We start from the raw sequence: 25,196 nt of genomic DNA on the forward strand, positions 1-25,196 counted from the left end.
GGCCGGGGCAGCTGCCCCGGCCTCCTCCTCGTGTACGCCCTACGGCTCACGCGGTCGCGGGCTGCACCGCCGTCTCCCCGGTCGTGTCGACCTCCGACCGAGCGGTGTTCTTGCGGACCAGCAGCAGGGTGACCACCGCGCCGAGCAGGGAGGCACAGCCGCAGATCACCACGCCGACCGCCATACCGTGGCCGAGCGCTGTCTGGGCTGCCGCCCGGGCGCTGTCGCTGCCCGCGTTGACGACGGCGAGCGGTCCTGCCGCCGCCTCCATCCCCGCGTCGGCCCCGCTGAGCTTGCCGACCAGCGCGGAGGACGCGGCGCTCATCGCGATCGTGCTGATGACGGCCGGACCGAGGCCCTGCCCGAACTCGCGGACGAGGCTGGTGGCGCCGCTGGCCATGCCGGTCATGTGGATCGGTACGGCGTTGACGGCGGCGGAGGTCAGCGAGGAGACCACACAGATGAAGCCGACGCCGAGCAGCAGCACCGGGCCGATGAAGGCCGCGAGGGAGGTGGTGGTGATGGGCAGGGCGGCGATCCAGAACTGGCCGGCGGCCATGGGCAGCAGCCCGCCCATCAGCAGCCAGCGGGCGTCGATCCTGGTCAGCATTCTGCTCAGCACGGGGGCGAGGAGCAGTGGGATCAACTGGAGGATGACGAAGGGCATGCCGGCCTTCAGGGCGCTCAGGTGCATGACCGCGCCGAGCCGGATCGACACGCAGTACGCGGTGCCGATGAAGCCGAACATCCCGGCGAGGGCGACGACGGCCGCCGCCGCGAACGAGGGGATCTTCAGCAGCTCCAGGTTGAACATCGGTGACGTGGCGCGCAGTTCGGCGACGACGAACCCGACGAGGGCGATCGCGGCCAGGGAGAGGGAGCCGACGATCGCCGCGCTGCTCCAGCCGCGTTCGCCGCCCTCGATGATGCCCCAGAGCAGGGCGGTGAGGCCGACGGCGATGGTGATCTGGCCGGGCCAGTCGAGTGTGCGGCCCTCGGGTGCCTTGGAGTCGGTGACGAGCTTCCAGGACGCGACGGCGACGACCAGTCCGAGGACGACCGGCGGGACGAACGCCCAGCGGAAGTCGGCGACCGTGGCGAGGACACCGGAGGACAGCGGTCCGGCGGCAGAGGCGAGGGAGATGCTCAGTGCCCAGGTGGACACGGCTCTCGCCCGGTCCTTCTGGTCCGGGGTGGCCGCGGCGATGACCGCGAGGGAGCTGGGGAAGAGCGCGGCGGCACCGATACCGGCGAGGGCCTGGCCGGTCCAGAGCATGCCGATGCTCTGCGCGGTGGCGTTGAGAAGTTCACCGAGGGCCAGGATCAGTCCGCCGAGGACCAGCAGGCGCTTACGGCCGAAGAGATCTCCGACCACACCGAAATTCAGTTCCAGAATGGCGGTGGGGAGAATGAAGGCGGAGGTCACCCAAGCCACTTGGGAACCGGAGGCCCCGAATGCGGCCTGGATTTCCCCGTTGATGGGCGAGGGAACGGTAATGCACAATTGCGCCGCCGCGACCGCGAGGCAGCAGGCTATCAGCGTTCCTCTGTCGAGTCTGTTCGGGGAGATCGATTTCGTTGTCAGGGTCATCGCGGCTTCTTCTCTATGAGTTCGATGAGATTTCCCTCGGGGTCACTGACCCAGGCCATACGCACGCCCGGTTCGGGGGACGGCCCCGGTTTCGTGACCTCGCCCGCTCCATGGGCGACCAAGGCGTCGTGAACGGGGTCGAGTTCGGGGGTGGTGACCGCGAAGTGCCCGTATCCCTCGGTGAGCGCGGCGGTCGGCGGGTCCGGTGCGCGCAGGCCCGGGGCGGAACCGGTCCGGGCGAGCAGTTCGAGGCGCCAGCCGTCGGGATGCTCAAGGACGACACCCCTCAGTCCGGGTCCTTCGAGGTGGAACTCGAAGACGGTCTTCAGGCCGAACGCACCCTGGTACCAGGCGGTTTGGGCGGGCAGATCGCGTACGTTGACGCCCACGTGGTCGAGTCGGGTGGTCACGTCCGTTCAGCCCGCCATCGCGCTGTCGCCGCCGTCGACCATGAGGTTGGCGCCGTTGACGAAGGCCGCCTCGTCGGAGCAGAGGAAGGCCGCGGCCCGGGCGATGTCCTCGGGTTCGCCGACCCGCCCGACGGGGATACGGGCCTCCAACTGGGCCCGGGGGCCGTCCGGATCGTCGAGGAAGGGGGCGGTGGCCGAGGTGCGGGTCATGCCGGGGGCGATGGTGTTGACGCGGATGTGGTGCGGGGCGCCGGCCGCGCACAGGTGCTTGCTCATCGCCAGCACCCCGCCCTTGGCGGCCCCGTGGGGCACCATCGGCATGAAGGGCGCCCCGCGTACGGCGGCCACGGAGGCCACGTTGAGGACGACGCCGCCGCCGCGCGCGATCAGGTGCGGCCAGGCCGCGCGCGTACAGAAGTAGGGGATGTCCAGTTCGTTACGGATGGTGAAGTACCAGTCCTCGGCGGGCTGGGACTCGAACGGTCCGTTCCGTAGCGCGGAGGCGTTGTTGTAGAGGATGTCGATCCCGCCGAAGGCCTCGATCCCGGCGTCGATCCATTCCCGGGCGCCGCTTTCGGTGGAGAGATCCACGGGGGCGAGGGACCGCATGATTCCGCCGGCCTTCTCGACGAGTTCGACGGTTTCGGCCGCGCTGTCCTCGTCAAGATCGCAGCCGAATACCGTGGCACCTTCCGCGGCGAATACGTGGGCCGCGGCGCGACCTATTCCGGCCCCCGTTCCACTGATGAAAGCGATTTTCCCGGCGAGTCGACCCATGGTTGCCATGTCCCTTGTCCAGTGCCGCCGGAGTGCGGTGGTGGAAGCGTAGGTACGGCCATTGGGCAGAACAAGAAATGCGTCGCTTCAGGTCCATCGGGGGTTCGTATGGCTGGTATGCGGGCCCGGAGTCCAGGAAGTCGAGGCTTGGCGGTTCCTGTGACCTGTTTGGGGTTCGCGTGGGCCTGGCGATACCCCCGACTGCATCGTCTTCCACAAGCGCACGGGTGAACTCCCGCTGCCGTACGGCCTCCTCGCGCGCCGCTGAGTTGCAACTCACAGTCGCACCCGCGCACCGTGTGGTACGGTGCTAGCAGCACTTGTGTACGCCCCTCTCTTGGGCGCCGGTGCAGTTTCCTTCTCAGTTCGTTGATCCGCCCGTCGGTTTCCGATCGGCGCATCGGCTCTCCCGGTACCACCTCACCAGCGGCGACGTAGTTCTGCCGTACCCGAGGTGTTGCTGTCTTCGCCGCCCGCAGTGTGCTCGGCGCGCTCAGTTCTAGCGGCTTCCCCCTTCCTCTTTCTCTGCGTGCCTCACGCATCGTGCGGCATGTGTCCTCGTCCGTGAAAGGACCCCAGTCTCATGACCACCACACTCGAACACCCCCCTGTGGAACAACTGCCCCCGACCCGCATCGCGACCGGTGTCCTCGACATCGACAGCAACGGGAAGGGGTACCTGCGGGCCGCCGACAGCTGCCTGCCCTCCCCCACCGACCTCCAGGTCTCCCCGGCACTCATCCGCCGGTACGGCCTGCGCAAGGGCGACCTCGTCGCCGGCGCCCGCGGCTCCCAGCGTGCCCTGACCGAGGTCGGGCTGGTCAACGGCCGTACGCCCGAAGAGCTGCGCGGCCGTCGCCACTTCCGCGACCTCACCCCGCTGCACCCGCGTGAGAGGCTCCGCCTCGAACACCCGGCGGCCGGACTCGCCGGACGCGTCACCGACCTGGTCACGCCCGTCGGCAAGGGTCAGCGCGGGCTGATCGTGGCCCCGCCCAAGACCGGCAAGACCGTACTGCTCCAGCAGGTCGCGGCGGCCGTCGCCGGCAACCACCCCGAGTGCCGCCTGATGGTGGTGCTGCTCGACGAGCGGCCCGAGGAGGTCACCGACATGCGGCGCTCCGTGCGCGGCGAGGTGTACGCCTCGACCTTCGACAAGGCGCCCAAGCAGCACATCGCCCTCGCCGAACTCGTCATCGAGCGGGCCAAGCGGCTCGTCGAGGCGGGCGAGGACGTCGTCATCCTCCTGGACTCCCTCACCCGGCTGTGCCGCGCCCACAACAACGCGGCGGCCTCCGGTGGCCGTACCCTCAGCGGCGGAGTCGACGCCGCCGCGCTGCACGGGCCGAAGCGGCTGTTCGGCGCCGCACGCCTCGCCGAGGAGGGCGGTTCGCTGACCATCCTCGCCACCGCCCTGGTGGAGACGGGCTCGCGCGCCGACGACTTCTTCTTCGAGGAGCTGAAGAGCACCGGCAACATGGAGCTGCGGCTGAGCCGCGAGCTGGCGTCCCGGCGCGTGTACCCGGCCGTCGACATCACCCCGTCCGGCACCCGCCGCGAGGAACTCCTACTGCCCCCGACCGAGTTGACGACCGTACAGGGACTTCGGCGAGCCCTCCAGACACGAGACGGCCAGTCGAGCATGGAAACCCTCCTGGAACGCCTCCGCGACACCCCGGACAACGCGACCTTCCTACGCCGAATCCAGCCGACGCTACCCACGGCCAGCTGAACGAGCCTGACGGGAGGAGCGCGGGGCAGTCCTACCGATGTCGGGGGCGCGCAGCGCCCCGACAGGGGCGCGGGGCTGTATCGATATGCGGCTCCGCCGCGCGGGCGCGACCAGCCCCCACAGACCCGCACCCAAAAACCGCCCCACGCAGCGGAGCGCTAGCGCATACGGGTGTTCGGACCCCGCCCTCGGCCCCGGCACCACCCCGTACGGCACGTCCATTCCTACGTTTGCGGTATGACGATCAGATTCTCCTCCCGCATCGCCATCTCCTGCTGCGCCCTGTGCGCGACAGGCGTCCTGGCCCTCGCCCCCGCCCAGGCGTCCGCCGGCACCACCACCGACACGACCGCCGACGCGACCAAGCCGTCAGCGGCGGACGCGCGGCTGCTGTACCGCTCCGGCACCCATGCCCGCCTCCGCCCCGGCACCCCCCGCCTCCCACGGGACGTGTCCGCACTGTCCTGGCTGGTCGCCGACGCCCGCACCGGTGACGTGCTCGCCGCGCACAACTCGCACCGCAAGCTGCCCCCGGCCAGCACGCTCAAGACGCTCTTCGCGCTCACCGTGCTGCCGACGCTGCCCGCCGGCCTCCGGCACAAGGTCACCGAGGACGAGTTGGCGGGCATCGGGGCCGGCAGCAGTCTGGTCGGGGTCGCGGCGGGGCGTACGTACCGTGTCGCCGACCTGTGGCGGGGTGTGTTCCTCAACTCCGGGAACGACGCCGTGCACGTCCTGGCCGCCATGAGCGGGGGCTGGCGCGACACCGCCGTCCGGATGCGGGCCAAGGCCCGCTCCCTGGGCGCCCGCGACACGCACGTGCGCTCACCCGACGGGTACGACATGCCGGGGCAGGTGTCGTCGGCGTACGACCTCGCGGTGTTCGGGCGGGCGGGGCTGCACAACGCGGACTTCGTCGACTACTGCGGCACGGCCCGGGCGAAGTTCCCCGGCGGGGGCGGCTGGTCGTACGAGATCCAGAACACCAACCGGCTGCTGACCGGTGCCGACGGCGTCGGGCGCTACCCCGGCGTCGTCGGCGTCAAGAACGGCTACACCAGCAAGGCGGGCAACACGCTGGTCGCCGCCGCGCGCCGGGGCGGGCGCACCCTGGTCGTCACGGTGATGAACCCTCAGGAGGGCGGCGGATACGCCGTCTACGAGGAGGCCCGCTCGCTGCTCGACTGGGGCTTCGGAGCCGCCGGACGCGTCGATCCCGTCGGCTCACTGGCCGTCTCACGGCCCGTACCGCAGGCCGGTCCGCAGGCGCCGCGCTCGGTGCCGGTGGCCGCCACCGTGGCGTCCGGGACCGGGCCGGGCTGGCCGGAGACCTGGACGATCGTGGGCGCGGCCGTGCTCGGGGCCGCAGCGGTGTCGCTGGCGCTGCGGATCGCGGGCGTACGGCGGGCCTGATCCGCGCCGCCCGCAGGCAGCCACAGCAGCAGCCCGAGGGTGACCCAGACGTACGCGCTGCCGCCGATGAACCCGTCGACGCCGGACGCGTCGTCGAACCACAGCCACACCACGCTCGTGCACAGCACCGCGTACAGGGCGCCCGCCACGCGCGCGTGCCCGGTGCGCAGCAGGACGGCGAACGACGGGAGCAGCCAGACGAGATGGTGCACCCAGGTGATCGGGCTGACCAGACAGGCGGTCAGCCCGGTGAGGGCGAACGCGGCCCACCAGTCCCCCGCCGCCACGGCCCGCCGGGCCCGCCACGCCCAGACGGCGAGGACGACCACGACCACCACCAGCCACACGGCACGGCTCGGTTCGCCCGGCACGGCCAGCCGCGCCAGCACGCCCTGGAGCGACTGGTTCGAGACGTACGCGAGTCTGCCGATGCGCTGGGTGTCCCACAGGGCCTCGCTCCAGTAGAAGCGCGAGGCGTCCGGTGCGACCCACACCGCGAGCCCGGTCGCCGCACCGGCGACGGCCGTCGCGATCCCAGCGGCCCGCCGCCGCCCGGCGAGGAGCAGCAGCCCGATGAAGAGGGCGGGCGTCAGCTTGACGGCGGCGGCGAGTCCGATCCCGATGCCCGCCCAGCGGGCCCTGCCGGTCGTCAGCAGCCAGGCGTCGACGAGGACGAGGGCCAGCAGTACGAGGTTCACCTGGCCGAAGCTGAAGGTGTCACGGACGGGTTCGAACAGGGCCAGCGCGCAGCCGGTCAAGGCCCAGCCGTACCAGCCGTGGTGGCGCAGCACCGGCCCGGCCGTCATCCACACCACCGCGCCGAGCGCCGCCAGGTTGAGCAGCAGCGCGGCCGTGATGGCGGCGTGCAGCCCGAGCAGGGCCATCGGCAGCATGCTGACGGCGGCGAACGGCGGATAGGTGAAGCCGTACGTGGTGCCGGGCACCCGGTAGTCGTAGATCCGGCCGCCGTGGTGGACCCAGGTGTCGATGGTTCCGTAGTAGACGCGCAGGTCGAACCAGCCGCGCAGCAGGGGCACGGTCGCCGTGAACACGGTCACCGCGACGGCGAGGGCGAGCACGAGGAGGAGCCGTCCCCGGTCGGTCCGGGGCAGTCGGACAGTGCTCATACCGTGCTCTCCCGCAGGGGTGCCTGGGCCGCCTGGTGGGCCTGCCAGAGGACGACGACGGCCAGCGCGCCGCCGGAGACGGCCAGGACCAGTTCCCCGGTGCCGGCGGGCGCGCCGCTGGGCAGGGCGAGGAGCGCGACGACTCCCGTGACGGCCGCGAGCCGGTGCCGTACCGAGGTGCTGGGCGCGGCGGCGGCGATGAGGAACAGGGCCCACAGGGCGTACCAGGGCCGGATCGCCGGGCCGAGGACGACCACGACGGCCAGGCTCAGACCGAGCGCGTACACCGGGCTGAGGCGTGGACGGCGCAGCCATATGTGGGCGATGGCGAGGACGGTGAGCGCGATGCCCAGCAGATGCCAGGCAGGGACAGCCATCGGCGCGAGATCGCTGCCGATCTCCGTGAGCACGGCGGCCGTGGCGCGGCCGAGGAGGCTGGTGAGGGCCCAGTTCTGGGGTGACACCGGGGTTTTCAGGGCGCCTATCCAGCCGTATCCGGTGCCGGTCAGCGTGGTGACAGCCACAGTGGTGGCGGCTGCCGCGCCCGCCGTGGTCAGTACCGCCCGCACCGGACCGCGGCCCGCGCGGATCTGCAGGGCCACGACCGCCGCGAGGCCCAGGATTGCCGGTGCCTTGACGAGGGCGGCGAGCGTGACGAGTACGGCGCCCAGGACCGGCCACCGGCCCAGTGCGGCGACCAGGCCGACGCCCAGCAGCCCGAGCATGATCGCGTCGTTGTGGGCGCCGGCCACCAGATGCAGCAGGACCAGCGGGTTGAGGGCGCCGAGCCAGAGCGCGGCGGCCGGGTCGGCGCCGCTGTGCCGGGCGAGGCGGGGCAGGGCCGCCGCCATCAGGGCCACGCCGAGCAGCGCGACCAGCCGCATGCCGAACAGTCCTGCCGGGATCTCGCCCCGGGTCAGTCCGGAGAGCCCGGACGCGACGGCGAGGAACACGGGGCCGTACGGGGCGCCGGTCTGCTGCCACACCGGGGCGACCTCGGCGGCGAGCGGGCCGCCGAGCAGGGCCGGGCCGTGTGTGTACACGTCCATGTTCGCCTCGACCATCGCGCCCTGGGCGAGATAGCTGTAGACGTCGCGGCTGAAGAGGGGCGGGGCGAGGAGGAGCGGGGTCGCCCAGACGGCGAGGACGAGCATCAGGGACCGTACGGTGGGCGGCTCCGGGCCGCGGACCAGTCTGCCGAGCAGGGCCCAGGCGGCGATCAGGAGGACGACGCCGAAGTAGACACCGACGAGGCCCAGCGCTGCGCGGCCGGTGGAGGGGGCGATGAGTTCTCGTACGGGGAGGGCCCCGGCGGTCTCGCCTCCCAGCGCGAGGCATGCGGTGCCGATCAGGCCTACGGCCTGGCAGCGGGGGAGGGTGGTCGGGGGAGCCTTGGCCAGCACTTGGTCAGGGTGGCAAGGGTGGGTGGCCGGGAGGCTACGGGGTGCGATCCGGGTGGGGGCCTGGGAGTTACCGGCGGGTGAGCGTCTGTGGGTGGTTCGTCGGCTGCCGGCCGGTGGGGGCTTGTCGCGCAGTTCCCCGCGCCCCTGAAAGCGACACCTCGCCGTCGCCTGCAAGTGGCCGCTCGTGACCCTGAGAAGCCACGACTCGCCCCCTCCTGAAAGCCGTCCGCTTCCTGGTCAGAAGACGGACACTCCCGTCAGTGTGGTGAAGCGGGCCAGAGCTGTCACGCCTGCTACCGAGTTGCCCCTCTCGTCCAGGCCGGGGCTCCATACGCACAGCGTGCAGCGGCCGGGGACCACGGCGATGATGCCGCCGCCCACTCCGCTCTTCCCGGGGAGGCCCACTCGGTAGGCGAAGTCGCCTGCGGCGTCGTACGTGCCGCAGGTCAGCATGATGGCGTTGATCTGTTTGGCCTGGCTGCGGGTGAGGAGGCGGGTACCGTCGGCGCGGACGCCGTGGCGGGCCAGGAAGCCGGTCGCGAGGGCCAGGTCGGCGCAGGACGCCTCGACCGAGCACTGGCGGAAGTACTGCTCCAGCAGGTCCGGGACCGGGTTGTCGATGTTGCCGTACGAGGCCATGAAGTGGGCCAGGGCGGCGTTGCGGTGGCCGCGTCCGGCCTCGGAGGCGGCCACCTCCTTGTCGAAGGTCAGGCCAGCGTTGCCCGACTCCGTGCGCAGGAAGTCGAGGAGTGCGCCGGCCGCGTCGCCGGTACGGGTGTGCAGGCGGTCGGTGACGACGAGGGCGCCCGCGTTGATGAACGGGTTGCGCGGGATGCCGTTCTCGTACTCCAGCTGGATCAGGGAGTTGAAGGGGTTTCCCGAGGGTTCGCGGCCCACGTGCTCCCAGAGTTCGTCGCCCTCGCGGGCCAGGTCGAGGGCGAGGGTGAAGACCTTGGTGACGGACTGCGCGGAGAACGGTTGCCGCCAGTCCCCCACGCCGTACACCGTGCCGTCGAGTTCGGCGACGGCCATGCCGAAGCTGCGGGGGTCTTGCGACGCGAGGGCCGGGATGTAGTCGGCGGGGCGCCCGCATCCCGGGGTGCGGGCGATCTCCTCGGCGATTCGGTCCAGGACCGGCTGGAAGGTCGGGGGCGACTGAGCGGGTTCCATGATCGCCATTGTCCCTCTGGGCCGGTCCTGGTGCGCGTTTGTGTGTGCTGGGCGCTTCGTTGGGGAGGTGGTGATGAATCCGCGGCCCGGTGGGGGCTTGTCGCGCCCGCGCGGCGGAGCCGCATATCGACACAGCCCCGCGCCCCTAAAGGGGCGCGCCCGTGCCCGCCACTATCTCCGGGCGCAGTAGCTCCGCGAGGCGCTCCGCCGGCAACAGACCCTTCTCCAGGACTAGTTCGGCGACGCCCCGGCCGGTGGCGAGGGCCTCCTTGGCGATGTCGGTGGCCGCCGTGTAGCCGATGTGGGGGTTGAGGGCGGTGACCAGGCCGATGGAGTTCTCGACGCTCGCGCGCAGCGCCTCCGTGTTGGCGGTGATGCCGTCGACGCAGCGCTCGGCGAGCGTGAGGCAGGCGGCGCGCAGGTGGGTGATGGACTCCGAGAGGGAGTGCAGGATGATCGGCTCGAAGGCGTTGAGCTGGAGCTGACCCGCCTCCGCGGCCATCGTGATGGTCACGTCGTTGCCGATCACCTCGAAGGCGACCTGATTGACGACCTCGGGGATCACCGGGTTCACCTTGCCCGGCATGATCGACGAACCCGCCTGCACCGGCGGCAGGTTGATCTCGCCGAGGCCCGCGCGCGGCCCGGAGGAGAGCAGGCGCAGGTCGTTGCAGCTCTTGGAGAGCTTGACCGCGATCCGCTTCAGCACGCCCGACATCTGGACGAACGCCCCGCAGTCCTGGGTGGCTTCGACCAGGTTGGCGGCCGTGACGAGCGGCAGTCCGGTGATCGCGGCGAGGTGGCGGCGGGCCGACTCGGCGTATCCGGCGGGGGCGTTGAGGCCCGTACCGATCGCGGTGGCGCCGAGGTTGATCTCGTGGATCAGCTCGACCGCCTCCGCGAGGCGGCTGCGGTCCTCCTCGATCATCACGGCGTACGCCGAGAACTCCTGCCCGAGCGTCATCGGCACCGCGTCCTGGAGCTGCGTACGGCCCATCTTCAGCACGTCGTGGAACTCGACTGCCTTGCGGGCGAAGGCGTCCTGGAGGACGGCCATCGCCTTGAGCAGTTCGTGCACGGCGAAGACGGTCGCGACCTTGACGGCGGTCGGGTAGACGTCGTTGGTGGACTGGCCGAGGTTGACGTCCTCGTTGGGGTGCAGGTGCTGGTACTGGCCCTTCTCGTGGCCCAGCAGCTCCAACGCCCGGTTGGCGACGACCTCGTTGGCGTTCATGTTCGTCGAGGTGCCGGCCCCGCCCTGGATGACGTCCACCACGAACTGGTCGTGCAGCCTGCCACCGCGGATCTCCCGGCACGCCTCGACTATCGCGGCGGCCTTCTTCGGTTCGAGGAGGCCGAGTTCCTCGTTGGCGAGGGCGGCGGCCTCCTTGACGGCGGCGAGGGCGTCGATGAGGTGCGGGTAGGCGGAGATGGTCATACCCGTGATGGGAAAGTTCTCCGTGGCACGCAGGGTGTGGACACCCCAGTACGCCTCGGCGGGAACATCACGGTCGCCGAGCAGATCGTGTTCACTGCGGTGGACTGCGGCGGCGCTGCGCTGGGCTGCTGCGGTCATGGTGGGGCGGGCCTCTTTCGGGTGGGTGGTCCTGATGGGCGTGCTGTGGACGCGCCCCGAAGGGGCGCGGGGCTGTGTCGATATGCGGCTCCGCCGCGCGGGCGCGACCAGCCCGCACCGGCCGGGGGCCGAAGAACTACGCGGGCCGGACCTGATGAGCCGGAAGCGGGTCCAGGGCACGGACGACACGGACACTACCGACCGGTTCGCCGCCGCCGAGCAACGGTTCACCCGCGAACCCGGTGAGCGCCGACGCATCGACACCGGCCCGGACAAGCGCCGCCGCCGTCACCGGCACACGGGCCCGGTTCGCACCGTCGGCGATCTTCACCGCGACGGAGCGGCCGTCCGGCAGGGCGGCGACCTCGACGCCCTCGAAGCCGTCCTTGCTGAGCAGCCCGGGCACCGCCCGCATCAGCGCGGCCACGTCCCGGCCGGAGCCGGAGGCCATCTCGGCGTGGTCGCGCATCGCGTCGGCGACGAGCGCCTCCGGGGTGTCCGGGGCGGCGGTGGTGATCCGGGCGGCGGCGCGGGCCAGGCCGTGCAGGGAGATGGAGAAGAGGGGCGCGCCGCATCCGTCGACGGTCACCTGGGCGATGCGCTGACCGGTGAGGTCCTCGACGATCTCGGCGATCGCCTGCTGGAGGGGGTGGGCGGGGTCGAGGTAGGTGTCGAGGGACCAGCCGTTGAGCTTGCAGGTGTAGAGCATGGCCGCGTGCTTGCCGGAGCAGTTCTGGGCGAGGCGGGACGGCGGCCGGCCCTCGCGTATCCAGGTGTCCCGGACGACCGGGTCGAACGGCAGGTCCCGGACGTTGCGCAGGTCGTCCTCGGTGAGACCGGCCAGCTCCAGGATGCGGCGGGTGCCGGCCAGGTGGCGTTCCTCGCCGGAGTGGCTGGCGGCGGTCAGGGACAGCAGCTCGCCGTCGAGGGGCAGACCCGCCCGCAGCATCGCCACCGCCTGGACCGGCTTCAGCGCCGAGCGCGGATAGAAGGCCGCCTCGATGTCGCCGACCTGCAGCTCCACCCGGCCGTCGGCGCCGAGGACGACGACGGAACCGTAGTGGATGCCCTCGATGACCCCGCCGCGCACGAGGTGCGCGACGGGAGAGTGGAGGGGTTCGCGGATCGCGGGAGCGTCCGCGAGAGAACTGCCGTACATGCCTGCCTGCGCTGCTTCCTGCATTACTGCATCCTGCATCACTGCGTGGTTCACGCGTCGGCCCCGGCCGACCCGCTCGATCCGGTGGACGGGTTGGAAGGGGTGGAAGGGGTGCCTTCGGCGGCCTTGCGGGCCACCTGGGCGCGGACGCCGTACCAGCCCGCGACCAGTGCCCCGGCGATCAGCGGGAGACACAGCACGGTGGTGCGGCCGGCGCCGCCGTCGGCGTACATCAGGACCAGGACGGAGGCGAGGAAGGCCAGCGTCACGAGTTCGGTCCAGGGGGAGCCGGGGAGGCGGTAGCTCGGGCGGGTCAGCTCGCCGTTCTCGGTCTTCCGCCAGAACACCAGGTGGCAGACCATAATCATGCCCCAGGTGGCCAGGATGCCGATCGCCGCGAAGTTGAGCACGATCTCGAACGCGTCGTCGGGGACGACGAAGTTGAGGCCGACGCCGAGTACGCAGACGCCGCTGGTGAGCAGGATGCCGCCGTACGGGACCTGGCTGCGGCTCATGTTGCCGGTGAAACTGGGCGCGGAGCCGGACATCGCCATGGAGCGCAGGATGCGGCCGGTGGAGTACAGGCCCGAGTTGAGGGACGACATGGCCGCCGTGAGGACGACCAGGTTCATCACACCGCCGGCCGCCGGGATGCCGATGTTGGAGAGGACGGTCACGAAGGGGCTCTCGCCCGACGTGTACTTGTTCCACGGCAGCAGCATCGACAGGAGGAGCACCGAGCCGACGTAGAAGATGCCCACGCGCCACATGATCGAGTTGATCGCCTTCGGCATGATCTTCTCGGGGTTCTCGGTCTCGCCCGCCGTGACACCGACCAGTTCGACGGAGGCGTAGGCGAAGACGACGCCCTGGATGATCAGCAGCATGGGCAGCAGGCCGTTGGGGAAGACGCCGCCGTTGTCGGTGATCAGGGACGGGCCGGGGGTGGTGCCGTCGACCTCGTGCTGGGTGACCAGCAGGAAGATGCCGATCAGCATGAAGATGACGAGGGCGCTGACCTTGACGATGGCGAACCAGAACTCCAGCTCGCCGAAGATCTTCACCGAGATCAGGTTCACGGTGAGGACGACCGCCAGGGCGATCAGCGCGATCACCCACTGCGGGATGTCGGAGAACATGCCCCAGAAGTGGGTGTAGGTGGCCACCGCGGTGATGTCGGCGATGCCGGTGGTGGCCCAGTTCAGGAAGTACATCCAGCCTGCGGTGTACGCGCCCTTCTCGCCCAGGAACTCACGGGCGTACGACACGAACGCGCCGGACGAGGGCCGGTACAGGACGAGTTCGCCCAGCGCCCGGACGACGAGGAAGGCGAAGATTCCGCACACCGCGTAGGCGATGAACAGGGACGGGCCGGCGTCGGCCAGCCGGCCGCCCGCGCCGAGGAACAGGCCGGTGCCGATGGCACCGCCGATGGCGATCATGTTGACGTGCCGGGACTTCAGCGACTTGCTGTAGCCCGCGTCACCGGCGTCGACGTGCACGGCCTTTGTCGTCGCCGTGCGGTCCGCCGGCCCGTCTTGCAGGGATTGTTCGCTCACGCCTCGGGTCCGCCTTCCGGGGATGTCTCGTGGGGGGTGTCCGTGTGCGCGGGGCGCACGATGTCGGTGAGGGTCCGGGAGACCCGGTCGAGATGGTGGGACATGGCGTCCACCGCGTCGTCCTCACTGCGGTCGATCAGGGCCTCGACGATCGCCCGGTGTTCGCGGTTGGACTGCTCGCGCCGGCCGCCCAGCTCGTTCAGGAAGGCCGACTGACGGGCCAGCGCGTCCCGGATCTCCTCGATCACCCGGCGGAACACCGGGTTCTGGGCGGCCTGCGCCACGGCCAGATGGAAGAGGGTGTCCATGGCGACCCACGCGGTGGTGTCGGTCTCGTGCTCCATACGGTCGAGCAGGTGGGCGAGGTGGTCGAGGTCCTCGGGGGTGCGTCGTACGGCCGCGTAGCCGGCGACCGGGATCTCTACGTGCCGACGGACTTCGAGGAGGTCGCTGGCTGCGTAGTCGCCGAAGGTGGGGTCCTCGACGGTGCTGGACACCACGAAGGTGCCCTTGCCGGTCCGGGAGACGGTCAGGCCCATGGTCTGCAGGGCCCGCAGGGCCTCCCGCAGCACGGGCCGGCTCACCTCCAGGCGTCGGCACAGCTCGGCCTCGGAGGGGAGCTTGTCCCCCACGGCATAGTCTCCGCGCTCGATGGCGCTGCGCAGATGACCGAGGACCGCTTCCATCGCGCTGACGCGCCGCGGCACCGAGCCACCTGTCTGGCTGTCTGACAGGTTCACGGGGGTGATACTCCGGGTGCCGGGACGGGGCTGTCAAGGGTGCGGGGTGGGGGCCATCCTCACACCGGCCCCCACAGCCCGCCCCGCGTCAGTTCAGTACGCCCGCGCCCAGCAGCCCGAAGAGCAGTACTCCGACGACGATCCGGTAGATCACGAACGCGTCGAAGGAGTGCTTGGCGACGAACTTCAGCAGCCAGGCGATGGAGGCGTAGGCGACGACGAAGGAGACCGCCGTGCCGACGGCCAGCGGCGCGACGCCCACGCCCGCGCCCAGGGCGTCCTTCAGCTCGTACAGCCCGGCGCCGGTCAGGGCGGGGATGCCGAGGAAGAAGGAGAGCCGGGTGGCGGTGACCCGGTCGAGGTCGAGGATCAGCGCCGTCGACATGGTGGCGCCGGAGCGGGAGAAGCCGGGGAAGAGCAGGGCGAGGATCTGTGAACTGCCCACCAGCATCGCGTCCTTGAACGACGTGTCGTCCTCGCCGCGCTTGTGTCGGCCCATCTGGTCCGCGGCCCACATCACCCCGCTCCCGACGATCAGCGAGGCGGCGACCACCCACAGCGAGGCCAGCGGGCCCTCGATCAGCGGCTTGGCGGCGAGGCCCACGGCGACGATCGGGATCGTGGCGCAGATGACCCACCAGGCGAACTTGTAGTCGTGGTGATGGCGCTCGTCGCGGTTGACGAGGCCCCTCCCCCAGGCGGAGACGATCCGGACGATGTCCTTGAAGAAGTAGACGAGCACGGCGGCGATCGCGCCGACCTGGATGACGGCCGAGAACCCGACGACGGCGTTGTCGTCGACGGGGATTCCCATCAGCCCCTCGGTGATCTTCAGATGGCCGGTCGAGGAGACCGGCAGGAACTCGGTCACCCCCTCGACGGCTCCGAGGACGACGGCCTGACCGACGGAGATGGCGCTCATGGAATCCAGTTCTGCTGGGGAGGGGCGGGCTGCGGCGGCCAGTCCTACTACACGCCGGCAAGACCCGGACGCCCTCCGACCGCCCCTACAGCGCCCCACCCAGCCATACGCCCACGAAAGCGGCCCCGAACCCGGCCACCACACTCACGATCACATAGGCGGCGGCGAGGAGACCGGCCCCGTCCTCGGCCAGCCGCAGGGTCTCGTACGAGAAGGTCGAGTACGTGGTCAGCGCACCGCAGAAACCCGTACCCAGGAGCAGCTGGAGGTGCTGGCCCGGGGCTGCGCCGGTCAGCAGGCCGAGGATCAGACAGCCGGTGATGTTGACGGCGAAGGTGCCCCAGGGGAAGGCGCTGTCGTGCCGGGACCGGACCACCCGGTCGGTGAGATACCGGAGGGGCGCGCCGACCACTCCGCCCGCGATCACGAGCAGCCAGTTCACAACGACTTCTTACCCTTCAGGACCCGGCGCGTCGCGGTCGCCGCGAGCGTCACGGCGGTGAGCGCCGCGAGGAGGGTGGCGGCGAGGTAGGCGAGCCCGGTGCCGGGGTGGCCGTGGTCGATCAGCTTCTGGATGTCGACGGCGTACGTCGAGAAGGTGGTGAACCCGCCGAGCACCCCGGTGCCGAAGAAGGGCCGTACGAGGGGGTGGACGGCCCAGATCTCGGTGACGACGACCATGAACACACCGATCACGGCACAGCCGACGACGTTGACCCAGAAGGTCGTCCAGGGAAATCCACCGGTCTGCGCGGGCCAGAGCAGAGCGGCCCCGTACCGGGCACAGGCCCCGATCGCACCACCCACCGCGACAACGGCGACGACAGGCGCCTGCCCGCGCAGGACGGGGGTGGCGGGGGCGGTCATGGTCGTACGTCTCCTACTCACCGCCGCGAACGAGAATCACGGCTGGCCAGCAGAGTAACGCGCCCCGACAGGGGCGCGGGCTGTATCGATCTGCGGCTCCGCCGCGGGGCGCGACAAGCCCCCACCGGCCGGCAGCCAACTCAACACACCAAGTCACCACCCCTTCTCGAACATCCGAGCCACCTCAGCAATCCGCACCTCGTCAGGCCGATAGAACGTCCGCCACCGAATCCGCTTCGTACGAACCATCCCGATCCCCGCCAGCAGCCCCAGATGCGAATGGGCGACAGACCGCGGAACCCCGAGTTTCGCGGCCACCGCCGCAGCCGTGACCCCGTCCTCGACCGGATCCCCGTGCCGCTGGGGCGGAAAGTGCGCGGCCGGGTCCTTCAGCCACTCCAGGATCTCCAGGCGTTGCCCGCCCGCCGGTCTCTTCAGCATCGCGCCTCCTCGTCCCGGTCACCGCGTGCCGCACTTCCCAATGTCCCTCAGTTCGGGCCACCGCGTCCGGGGCTTCGCACCTCTTGGCCGACGTCGAACCCTCCTCGTCGCGTACGTGAGTTCGAGCAAGCCCTTGCACAGCAATGCGCAGGGGCCCGGCCGCCCCCCTCAGGCGTCCGGGCCCCTGTCACTTCGGGCTCAGCGGTGGCTGAACCACGTCATCGCGGGGAGCGCCTTGTCGTCGTAGCCGAACAGGGCCTGGTTCTCCCAGCCGTTGCCGGAGGAGGAGTCCGTGGGGTCCCAGCCGTTGCCGGTGACCGCGGTCCAGGTCGCCTCCCAGTAGAAGACGCCCAGGCCACGGCCGTTCGGAACGGCCTCCACGATGTTCAGGATGTCCCGGAACCAGGCCGACTGCCCGGCCGTGGACGCCGGGTACCCGGAGACCAGTTCACCGCTCAGGTCGATGATGTTCTCGTGCGAGTCCTCGCTGTCGAGACGGAAGGGGTAGGCCGTCTCGGCGACGTACACCGGCTTGCCGTAGCGGGAGGCCGCGTCGTCCAGGGTGGTCTGGAAGTCGTAGAGCGAGCCGTGCCAGTAGCCGTAGTACGACAGGCCGATCACGTCGAACTTCACGCCGTTGGAGACCGCGCTGTCGAACCACCAGCGGGTGCCCGACAGGTCGCCGCCCTTGGCCAGGTGCAGCGCGACGGTCGTACCGGAGTTGACCGCCTTGACCGCGTCGTAGCCGGAGTTGAGCAGCCCGGCGAGCTGCGACCAGTTGTCGGTCGAGCCCTCGGACCACAGCATGCCGCCGTTGATCTCGTTGCCGACCTGGACCATGTCGGCGGTGGTGCCCTGCGCCTTGAGGGCGTTGAGGACGTCGTACGTGTGGTTGTAGACGTCCGTCTTCAGCTGGCTGTACGAGTGTCCGGCCCAGGCGGCCGGCTTGGACTGGGCGCCCGGGTCGGCCCAGGTGTCCGAGTAGTGGAAGTCGACCAGCAGCTTCATGCCCTGCGCCTTGATGCGCTTGGCGATGGCGAGGACGCGCGTCTTGTTGTTGTAGCCGTCGGCCGGGTTGACCCAGACCTTGACGCGCGCGTAGTTCATGCCCGAGTTCTTGAGGACGGTGAGCGCGTCGCTCGTCGTCCCGCCACTGGTCTTGTAAGTACCGCCCAGCGCCTCGCTCTTGGGGAGCGAGGAGATGTCCGCGCCCTTGATCGACAGCCCGCCCGTGCCGGAGGCGAAGGTCAGGTCGTCGACGTTGATCCAGTTGCCCGCGTTGGCATCGGAGTTGATGCTGATCGTGCACTGGTTGTTGGTCACGGCGATCGGCACGACGATCCGGATCCACCCGCTGGCGGAGACGGGCAGGTCAGTGCGCTGTTCCGAACTGCCGCAGCTCTTCAGGGCTATGTAGGCCGAGTTCTGGCCGCCGCCCGAGCGCACCCACGCTGTGAGCTTGTAGTTGCCGTTGGTCAGCCCGGACAGGTACTGGTAGGTCTCCACCTTGTAGGCGGAGGCGGAGTAGTGGGACAGGCGGTAACTGCCGCCGTGGCCACCGGACTCCACGTACGAGGCAGCCGTACTGCCGTACTCCGACCAGCCGTTGGGCACGGCCGCACCCGAACCGTCGGCCTCGAAGCCGCCGTTGGTGAGGGTGCTGGCCGCCTGGGCCGAGGTGGCGGGCAGGGCGGTGAGGGCGAGGCCTGCGGCGAGCGGGAGCAGCAGGGCCTTGAGTGCGCGCCTGGTGGTGCGCCCTGGTGTGCGTCTGGGATGGAACATCGTCGTCCGTCGTCCCTTCGACGTGATGGGTTGGGGGTGTCCCTCCCGAGGGGAAGGAGGGGCCCCTCCGCCCGCGGCTCTCGTGGCACGCACGGGCGGAGGGGAACTTGCGGCTCAGCCGTCGAGTCGTACGACCCGGACGGCTCCGGCGGGCAGCGCGAGGCGGCCCGAGGCTCGTTCGCCGGTCAGCAGTTCGGTGCCGGGGGCCTCCAGGGGCACCTTGGCGTCCGACGCGGTGTGGTTGACGGCGAACAGATAGGTGCCCGACTCGCCCGTGCGGCGGACGAGTTCGACATCGTGCGGGAGGTCTGCGCGGGGCGCGAGGTCGGCGTCCTCGGTGGCCCAGCCGAGCAGGGCGTCCAGTCCGTGCGCGTCGAGGCGGGTCGACACGTACCAGGCGGTGCCCTCGCCGAGGCGGTGGCGGGTGACGGCCGGCTGGTCGGCGGTGAGTCCGTCGGCGTAGGTCCACACGGTCTCGGCGCCGCGCGGGACGACGAACTCGGTCCACACGTCGCCGGTCAGCTCGGAGCCGTCGGGGCCGGTGATACGTACGGCGTCGCCCTGGAGCAGCGGCGCGAACTCCTCGACGGTCAGGCCGAGTACGTCGCGCAGGGCGCCCGGGTAGGGGCCCTCGTGGACGGCGTCGTGCTCGTCGACGATGCCGGAGAAGTACGAGACGACGAGGGTGCCGCCGTTCTCGACGTACTCGCGGAGGTTGTTCCCGGCTGCCTCCGTCATCAGGTACAGGGCGGGTACGACGACAAGGGGATAGGCCGACAAGTCGGCTTCCGGGTGGGCGAAGTCGACCGTGAGGTGGCGGTCGTACAGGGCCTCGTAGAAGGCGTCGGCACGCTCGCGCGGGTCGTGGTCCTCGCTGGGGCGCCACTGGAGGTTCTGCGCCCACCAGGAGTGCCAGTCCCACAGGACGGCCACGTCGGCGACGGTGCGGGTGGAGCGGATGGAGGCCAACGAGTCGAGGGCGGCGCCGAGTTCGACGACCTCGCGCCAGACGCGGGTCTCCGTGCCGCCGTGCGGGAGCATCGCCGAGTGGAACTTCTCGGCGCCGCGCCGGGACTGGCGCCACTGGAAGAACATCGCGCCCTCGGAGCCCCGGGCCACGTGGGCGAGGGAGTTGCGGGCCATCTGGCCCGGTGCCTTCGCGGGGTTGCGGGCCTGCCAGTTGACGCCCGAGGTGGAGTGCTCAAGGAGGATCCAGGGAGCGCCGCCGCCGACGGAACGGGTGAGGTCGGCGGCCATCGCGAGGTTGACGTGGGTGCGGCGGCCGTCGGTGATCAGGTAGTGGTCGTTGGTGACGATGTCGACCTCGCGGCCCCAGGCCCAGTAGTCGACGGAGTCGCACTGGCTGAGGGCGGTCATGAAGTTGGTGGTGACCGGGATGCCGGGCGCGAGACGGTGCAGGATGTCCCGCTCCATCACGAAGTTCTCGCGCATCGTCGCGTCGGCGAACCGCTTGTAGTCCAGGGCCTGGCCCGGGTTGCCGACCGTGGGCGTGGCGCGCGGCGGGTTGATCTGCTCGAAGGTCGCGTAACGCTGGCCCCAGAATGCCGTTCCCCAGGCCTCGTTGACGCCGTCGACCGTCCCGTACGTCGTCTCCAGCCAGCGGCGGAAGTGGGCGGCGCAGGAGTCGCAGTAGCAGGCGGAGACCGGGACGCCGTACTCGTTGTGGACGTGCCACATGGCGAGCGCCGGGTGGGAACCGTAGCGCTCGGCGAGCTGCGTGGTGATGTTGGCGGCGGCGGCCCGGTAGTCGGCGTTGCTGTGGCAGATCGCGGCGCGGGAGCCGAACTCGTAGCGCACGCCCTCGGGAGTGACCGGCAGTGCGTCCGGGTGCTCGCGGTAGAACCAGGCCGGCGGCGCCACCGTGGGCGTACCGAGGTCGGCGCGGATGCCGTTCTCGTGCAGGAGGTCCAGGAGGCGGTCGAGCCAGCCGAAGTCGTACACCCCGGGCGCGGTCTCCAGCAGGGCCCAGGAGAAGATTCCGACGCTGACCATCGTGACGCCGGCCTCGCGCATCAGCCGGACGTCTTCCCGCCAGACGCTTTCCGGCCACTGCTCGGGGTTGTAGTCCCCGCCGAAGGCCAGCCTGGTGAGGCCCGTGGGGGTGGTCTCCGGCATGGATTGTCTCCCGATCGGTCTGTCGCTCTGGAACATATCTTGGGAACGTGCACACACAGCTTTAGCAGCGCGGGCCCTAGATAACCTCATGGCAACAACCATTGACAAGTGTCGAGGATGTTTCTCTACTGTGAACGCTCACAGAAGCATGGCGGGCTTTCGCAGCAGGCGGGAGCCCCATGGTCAGGGGAGAACGTTCCATGCCGAACACGAAGCAGTGGCGCCTCGTGGCAACCGCGGTCGCCGTCACGCTCGGCGCCACCACACTCGCCGCATGCGGGTCCGACGACGACAGCGAAGCCCAGTCCGGCCCGGTGTCGCTGACGTACTGGACCTGGACGCCCGGCATGGACAAGGTCGTCGACCTGTGGAACAAGGGGCCGGGCAAGGAGCAGCAGATCACCGTCACGGTGAAGAAGCAGGCGTCCGGCGACACGCTGGTCACCAAGATCCTCACCGCGCACAAGGCCAAGAAGGCGCCGGACCTGGTGCAGGCCGAGTACCAGGCGCTGCCGACGCTGGTCAGCAACGACGCGCTCGCCGACATCTCGGGCGAGGTCGGCGACGCGAAGAAGGACTTCGCCGAGGGTGTCTGGCAGCAGACGACGCTGGGCACGGACGCGGTGTACGCGGTGCCGCAGGACATCGGGCCGATGATGTTCTACTACCGCGAGGACCTCTTCAAGGAGTACGGCCTGAAGGTCCCGACGACCTGGGAGGAGTTCGCCCAGACCGCCCGTGACCTGAAGAAGAAGGCCCCGGACAAGGACCTCACGACCTTCTCCGCCAACGACTCCGGTCTCTTCGCGGGCCTGGCCCAGCAGGCCGGCGCCAAGTGGTGGACGACCTCCGGCGAGAAGTGGAAGGTCGGTATCGACGACGCGGCGACCGAGAAGGTCGCCAAGTTCTGGGGCGACCTCGTCAAGGAGGACGCCATCGACAACCAGCCGATGTACACCCCGGCCTGGAACAAGGCGCTCAACACCGGCAAGCAGATCGCGTGGGTCAGCGCGGTGTGGGCGCCGGGCACGCTGACCACAGCCGCGCCGGACACCAAGGGCAAGTGGGCCATGGCCCCGCTCCCCCAGTGGTCGACCGGCGAGGAGGTGACGGGCAGCTGGGGCGGCTCGTCGACCGCCGTCACCACCGACTCCGGCCACAAGGCTGCCGCCGCGAAGTTCGCCGCCTGGCTGAACACCGACAGTGACGCGCTGGCCGCGCTCGCCAAGGAGGGCGGGATCTACCCGGCCGCCTCGGGCGCCCAGCTCAGCGGCGCGTTCCTCAAGTCCCCCGACTTCTTCTCCAACCAGGCGGACTTCTACACCAAGGCCGCCGAGATCGCGAAGACCACGGCGCCGTCCGCGTGGGGCCCGAACGTGAACGTGGCGTACACGTCGTTCAAGGACGCGTTCGCCGCCGCCGCCAAGAACAAGTCGGACTTCGGTGCCGCCCTGACGACGATGCAGGACGACACGGTCGCCGACCTGAAGAAGCAGGGCTTCGGAGTCGCGGAGTGACGAGCGCACGCCGGACGTCGTACGGGGTCAAGGGGGCCCCGTACGCCTTCCTCCTGCCCGCGGTGATCCTGTTCGCCCTGTTCTTCGCGCTGCCCATCGGTTACGCGCTCTGGCTGAGCCTGCACAAGGTGAAGGTGTCCGGCCTGGGCCTCGGCGCCGGGGCACGCAAAGAGGTCTGGGCGGGGATCGGCAACTACACCGACGCCCTCACCGACAGCGAGCTGCTGGCCGGCGCGCTGCGCGTGGTCGGCTACGGCGCGATCGTGGTCCCGGTGATGCTGGGTCTCGCCCTTGTCTTCGCGCTGATGCTCGACGCGGACAAGGTGCGGTTCACGCCCTTCACCCGGCTCGCGATCTTCCTGCCGTACGCCATCCCGGGCGTCGTCGCCGCGCTGCTGTGGGGCTTCCTCTACCTCCCCGACGTCAGCCCGTTCTACTTCGTCCTCGACAAGCTGGGGCTGCCGCAGCCGGACCTGCTGGACGGCGGTCCGCTGTACATCGCCCTTTCCAACATCGCGGTGTGGGGCGGTACCGGCTTCAACATGATCGTCATCTACACCGCGCTGCGGTCCATCCCGGCCGAGGTGTACGAGGCGGCGAAGCTGGACGGCGCCACCCCGCTGCAGATCGCGCTCCGGATCAAGATCCCGATGGTGGCGCCCTCGCTGGTGCTGACCTTCTTCTTCTCGATCATCGCGACGCTCCAGGTGTTCAGCGAGCCGACCACCCTCAAGCCGCTCACCAACTCCGTGCCCACGACGTGGAGTCCGCTGATGAAGGTGTACCAGGACGCCTTCGGCAAGGGTGACATCTACTCGGCCGCCGCCGAGGCGACGCTCATCGCGATCGTCACGCTGGTCCTCTCGTTCGGCTTCCTGCGCGCCGCGAACTCCCGTAACAAGCAGGAGGCAGCACGATGAGTTCTCTTGCCGTGGGCAAGGCGGAAGCGGCGACGGGCACCAGGCCCGGCACCGCACAACGCCCGCCCCTGCGCAGCCGGATCGCCCTGATCCCGACGATCACGCTTCTGCTGGGCGCGCTGTACTGCCTGCTCCCGGTCGCGTGGGTGGTGATCGCGGCGACGAAGTCGGGCAGCGAGCTGTTCTCCACGTTCACGTTCCTGCCCGGCAGCGGTTTCACGGACAACGTGAAGGAGCTGAGCGCCTACCGCGACGGCGTCTACTGGAAGTGGATGGGCAACTCCGCCCTCTACGCCGGCCTCGGCGCCCTCCTGTCGACAGCCGTCTCGGCGATCAGCGGCTACGCGCTGGCGATCTACCGCTTCCGCGGCCGGGAGACGGTGTTCAGCATCCTGATGGCGGGCGTGCTGATGCCGCCGGTGATCCTCGCGATCCCCCAGTACCTGCTGCTGGCGAAGGCCGACATCACGGACTCGTACGCGTCCGTGCTGCTGCCGCTGATCCTCTCCCCGTACGGCATCTACCTCGCGCGGATCTACGCCGCCGCGGCGGTACCGGCGGACGTCGTCGAGGCCGGGCGGATGGACGGCGCGGGCGAGTGGCGGATCTTCACCAGGGTCGCGCTGCCGATGATGATCCCGGGTCTGGTGACAGTCTTCCTGTTCCAGTTCGTGGCCGTGTGGAACAACTTCCTGCTCCCCTACATCATGCTCAGCGACGACGAGAAGTTCCCGATCACGCTCGGTCTGTTCACGCTTCTCGAACAGGGAGCGAACACTCCGGCGCTCTACACGCTGGTGATCACGGGCGCGCTCCTGGCGGTCATCCCGCTCATCGCGCTGTTCCTGGTCATCCAGCGGTTCTGGAGCCTCGACCTGCTCTCCGGAGCCGTAAAGTCATGACCATGAGCAATACCGGGGGCCGGCGCAAACCGCCGACGATCCACGACGTGGCGCGCGAGGCGGGGGTCTCCCGAGGCACCGTCTCGCGCGTGCTCAACGGCGGGCACTACGTCAGCCCCACCGCCCAGGAGGCGGTGAACGCCGCGATCCGCAAGACGGGTTACGTGGTGAACCGGCACGCCCGTTCGCTCATCACCGGCCGCTCCGACTCGATCGGCTTTCTGCTGACGGAGCCTCAGGAACGGTTCTTCGAGGACCCCAACTTCAATGTCCTGCTGCGGGGTTGCACCCAGGCACTGGCGGCGCACGACATCCCGCTGCTGCTGATGCTGGCCGGCACGGAGGACGAACGGCGCCGCATCACGCGGTACATCACCGCCGGTCATGTCGACGGGGTGCTGCTGGTCTCCAGCCACTCCGGCGACCCGGTCGCGCAGGAGCTGTGCGAGGCGGGCGTCCCGCTGGTCGCGTGCGGCAAGCCGATCGGCCTCGGCTCCAAGGTGAGCTATGTGGCGGCGGACGACCGCGACGGCGCGCGGGACATGGTCCGCCATCTCCTGTCGCTGGGCCGCCGCCGTATCGCCGTGGTGACCGGCCCGCTCGACACCCCGGGCGGTGTGGAACGCCTCGCCGGCTACCGCGAGATCCTGGCCGAGGAGGGCATCGAGTACGACGACCGTCTCGTCGTCTCCGGCGACTACAGCCGGGCCAGCGGCGAGGCGGGCGCGGAGCGGCTCCTGGACCGGTCCCCGGACCTGGACGCCGTGTTCGTCGCGTCCGACCTGATGGCCCAGGGTGTGCTGACGTCACTGGAGCGTGCGGGGCGGTCCGTTCCCGGGGACGTGTCCGTGGGCGGTTTCGACGACTCCTCGGCCGCGCTGGCCGCCCGCCCCCAGCTGACGACCATCCGGCAGCCGTACGACCGGATCAGCGCCGAGATGGTCCGCGTGCTGCTCGCGCAGATCGGCGGCGAGGACCCGGCGGCGGTGATCCTGCCCACCGAGCTGATCAAGCGAGGGTCCGCCTGAGTCGCTCAGGTCGCGTCGGTCCCG

Annotated in this window: 21 protein-coding genes and 1 pseudogene; 6 read left to right on the top strand and 16 right to left on the bottom strand. The window is 70.2% G+C overall.

Annotated elements, in window-relative coordinates:
• Positions 1-46: 46 nt before the first annotated feature.
• From ACWDR4_RS26265 to ACWDR4_RS26275, 3 genes are read right to left on the bottom strand one after another with little or no spacing between them, the layout of a single operon-like run.
• Positions 47-1,591, bottom strand: a complete 1,545-nt coding sequence (locus ACWDR4_RS26265; protein ID WP_450412210.1) for an MFS transporter — start codon at positions 1,589-1,591, stop codon at positions 47-49.
• Positions 1,588-2,001, bottom strand: a complete 414-nt coding sequence (locus ACWDR4_RS26270; protein WP_450412212.1) for a VOC family protein — start codon at positions 1,999-2,001, stop codon at positions 1,588-1,590. The genes ACWDR4_RS26265 and ACWDR4_RS26270 overlap by 4 nt, the downstream gene beginning before the upstream one ends.
• Before the next feature lie 6 nt (positions 2,002-2,007).
• Complete coding sequence (locus tag ACWDR4_RS26275; RefSeq protein WP_450412213.1) at positions 2,008-2,787, bottom strand: SDR family NAD(P)-dependent oxidoreductase; 780 nt, start codon at positions 2,785-2,787, stop codon at positions 2,008-2,010.
• Between the two features lie 574 nt (positions 2,788-3,361).
• Here ACWDR4_RS26275 and rho point away from each other — a divergent pair.
• Positions 3,362-4,510 (top strand): transcription termination factor Rho, encoded by a 1,149-nt coding sequence (rho, locus tag ACWDR4_RS26280; RefSeq protein ID WP_450412215.1) that lies wholly within the window; start codon positions 3,362-3,364, stop codon positions 4,508-4,510.
• A gap of 237 nt (positions 4,511-4,747) precedes the next feature.
• A pseudogene (locus ACWDR4_RS26285) lies at positions 4,748-5,584 on the top strand (D-alanyl-D-alanine carboxypeptidase family protein); the annotation flags it as partial.
• 83 nt (positions 5,585-5,667) lie between these two features.
• Here ACWDR4_RS26285 and ACWDR4_RS26290 read toward each other — a convergent pair.
• The 13 genes from ACWDR4_RS26290 to ACWDR4_RS26350 all read right to left on the bottom strand — a co-directional run bounded on the left by ACWDR4_RS26290 (position 5,668) and on the right by ACWDR4_RS26350 (position 20,805).
• Positions 5,668-7,050 carry a glycosyltransferase 87 family protein gene (locus ACWDR4_RS26290; RefSeq protein WP_450412216.1) on the bottom strand — a complete coding sequence of 461 codons (1,383 nt, stop codon included), beginning with the start codon at positions 7,048-7,050 and terminating at the stop codon, positions 5,668-5,670.
• Entirely contained in the window at positions 7,047-8,450 is a 1,404-nt protein-coding gene (mptB, locus tag ACWDR4_RS26295; RefSeq protein WP_450412360.1) for a polyprenol phosphomannose-dependent alpha 1,6 mannosyltransferase MptB, read from the bottom strand. The genes ACWDR4_RS26290 and mptB overlap by 4 nt, the downstream gene beginning before the upstream one ends.
• A 240-nt stretch (positions 8,451-8,690) precedes the next feature.
• On the bottom strand, positions 8,691-9,623 hold the full coding sequence (locus ACWDR4_RS26300; protein WP_450412218.1) for a glutaminase: 933 nt from the start codon (positions 9,621-9,623) through the stop codon (positions 8,691-8,693).
• Between the two features lie 145 nt (positions 9,624-9,768).
• Entirely contained in the window at positions 9,769-11,199 is a 1,431-nt protein-coding gene (gene aspA / locus ACWDR4_RS26305; RefSeq protein ID WP_450412220.1) for an aspartate ammonia-lyase, read from the bottom strand.
• 136 nt (positions 11,200-11,335) lie between these two features.
• Positions 11,336-12,358, bottom strand: a complete 1,023-nt coding sequence (locus ACWDR4_RS26310; protein WP_450412362.1) for an asparaginase — start codon at positions 12,356-12,358, stop codon at positions 11,336-11,338.
• Positions 12,359-12,408: 50 nt separating this feature from the next.
• The gene (locus ACWDR4_RS26315) at positions 12,409-13,917 is read right to left on the bottom strand and encodes an amino acid permease (protein ID WP_450412221.1); all 1,509 of its coding nucleotides are present in this window, start codon (positions 13,915-13,917) and stop codon (positions 12,409-12,411) included.
• Complete coding sequence (locus tag ACWDR4_RS26320) at positions 13,914-14,603, bottom strand: FadR/GntR family transcriptional regulator (RefSeq protein ID WP_450412364.1); 690 nt, start codon at positions 14,601-14,603, stop codon at positions 13,914-13,916. Before ACWDR4_RS26320 ends, ACWDR4_RS26315 begins: the two co-directional genes overlap by 4 nt.
• Positions 14,604-14,745: 142 nt before the next feature.
• Positions 14,746-15,579 carry an undecaprenyl-diphosphate phosphatase gene (locus tag ACWDR4_RS26325; RefSeq protein ID WP_450412222.1) on the bottom strand — a complete coding sequence of 278 codons (834 nt, stop codon included), beginning with the start codon at positions 15,577-15,579 and terminating at the stop codon, positions 14,746-14,748.
• 85 nt (positions 15,580-15,664) lie between these two features.
• On the bottom strand, positions 15,665-16,021 hold the full coding sequence (gene crcB, locus ACWDR4_RS26330) for a fluoride efflux transporter CrcB (RefSeq protein ID WP_450412224.1): 357 nt from the start codon (positions 16,019-16,021) through the stop codon (positions 15,665-15,667).
• Positions 16,018-16,446, bottom strand: a complete 429-nt coding sequence (gene crcB / locus ACWDR4_RS26335) for a fluoride efflux transporter CrcB (protein ID WP_450412226.1) — start codon at positions 16,444-16,446, stop codon at positions 16,018-16,020. The genes crcB (ACWDR4_RS26330) and crcB (ACWDR4_RS26335) overlap by 4 nt, the downstream gene beginning before the upstream one ends.
• Before the next feature lie 153 nt (positions 16,447-16,599).
• Entirely contained in the window at positions 16,600-16,887 is a 288-nt protein-coding gene (locus ACWDR4_RS26340; RefSeq protein ID WP_450412227.1) for a helix-turn-helix domain-containing protein, read from the bottom strand.
• Between the two features lie 198 nt (positions 16,888-17,085).
• Positions 17,086-18,669, bottom strand: a complete 1,584-nt coding sequence (locus ACWDR4_RS26345) for a glycoside hydrolase family 53 protein (protein WP_450412229.1) — start codon at positions 18,667-18,669, stop codon at positions 17,086-17,088.
• Positions 18,670-18,783: 114 nt separating this feature from the next.
• Entirely contained in the window at positions 18,784-20,805 is a 2,022-nt protein-coding gene (locus tag ACWDR4_RS26350) for a beta-galactosidase (protein ID WP_450412231.1), read from the bottom strand.
• A gap of 200 nt (positions 20,806-21,005) precedes the next feature.
• Here ACWDR4_RS26350 and ACWDR4_RS26355 point away from each other — a divergent pair, with 200 nt between their 5' ends.
• From ACWDR4_RS26355 to ACWDR4_RS26370, 4 genes are read left to right on the top strand one after another with little or no spacing between them, the layout of a single operon-like run.
• Complete coding sequence (locus ACWDR4_RS26355) at positions 21,006-22,322, top strand: ABC transporter substrate-binding protein (protein ID WP_450412233.1); 1,317 nt, start codon at positions 21,006-21,008, stop codon at positions 22,320-22,322.
• Positions 22,319-23,242, top strand: coding sequence for a carbohydrate ABC transporter permease (locus ACWDR4_RS26360; protein WP_450412234.1), 924 nt, complete (start codon positions 22,319-22,321; stop codon positions 23,240-23,242). The genes ACWDR4_RS26355 and ACWDR4_RS26360 overlap by 4 nt, the downstream gene beginning before the upstream one ends.
• Positions 23,239-24,144 (top strand): carbohydrate ABC transporter permease, encoded by a 906-nt coding sequence (locus tag ACWDR4_RS26365; RefSeq protein ID WP_450412236.1) that lies wholly within the window; start codon positions 23,239-23,241, stop codon positions 24,142-24,144. Before ACWDR4_RS26360 ends, ACWDR4_RS26365 begins: the two co-directional genes overlap by 4 nt.
• Entirely contained in the window at positions 24,141-25,172 is a 1,032-nt protein-coding gene (locus ACWDR4_RS26370; RefSeq protein WP_450412238.1) for a LacI family DNA-binding transcriptional regulator, read from the top strand. The genes ACWDR4_RS26365 and ACWDR4_RS26370 overlap by 4 nt, the downstream gene beginning before the upstream one ends.
• The last annotated feature ends 24 nt before the right edge of the window (positions 25,173-25,196 follow it).

This window comes from Streptomyces sp. NPDC000878 (assembly GCF_053599695.1).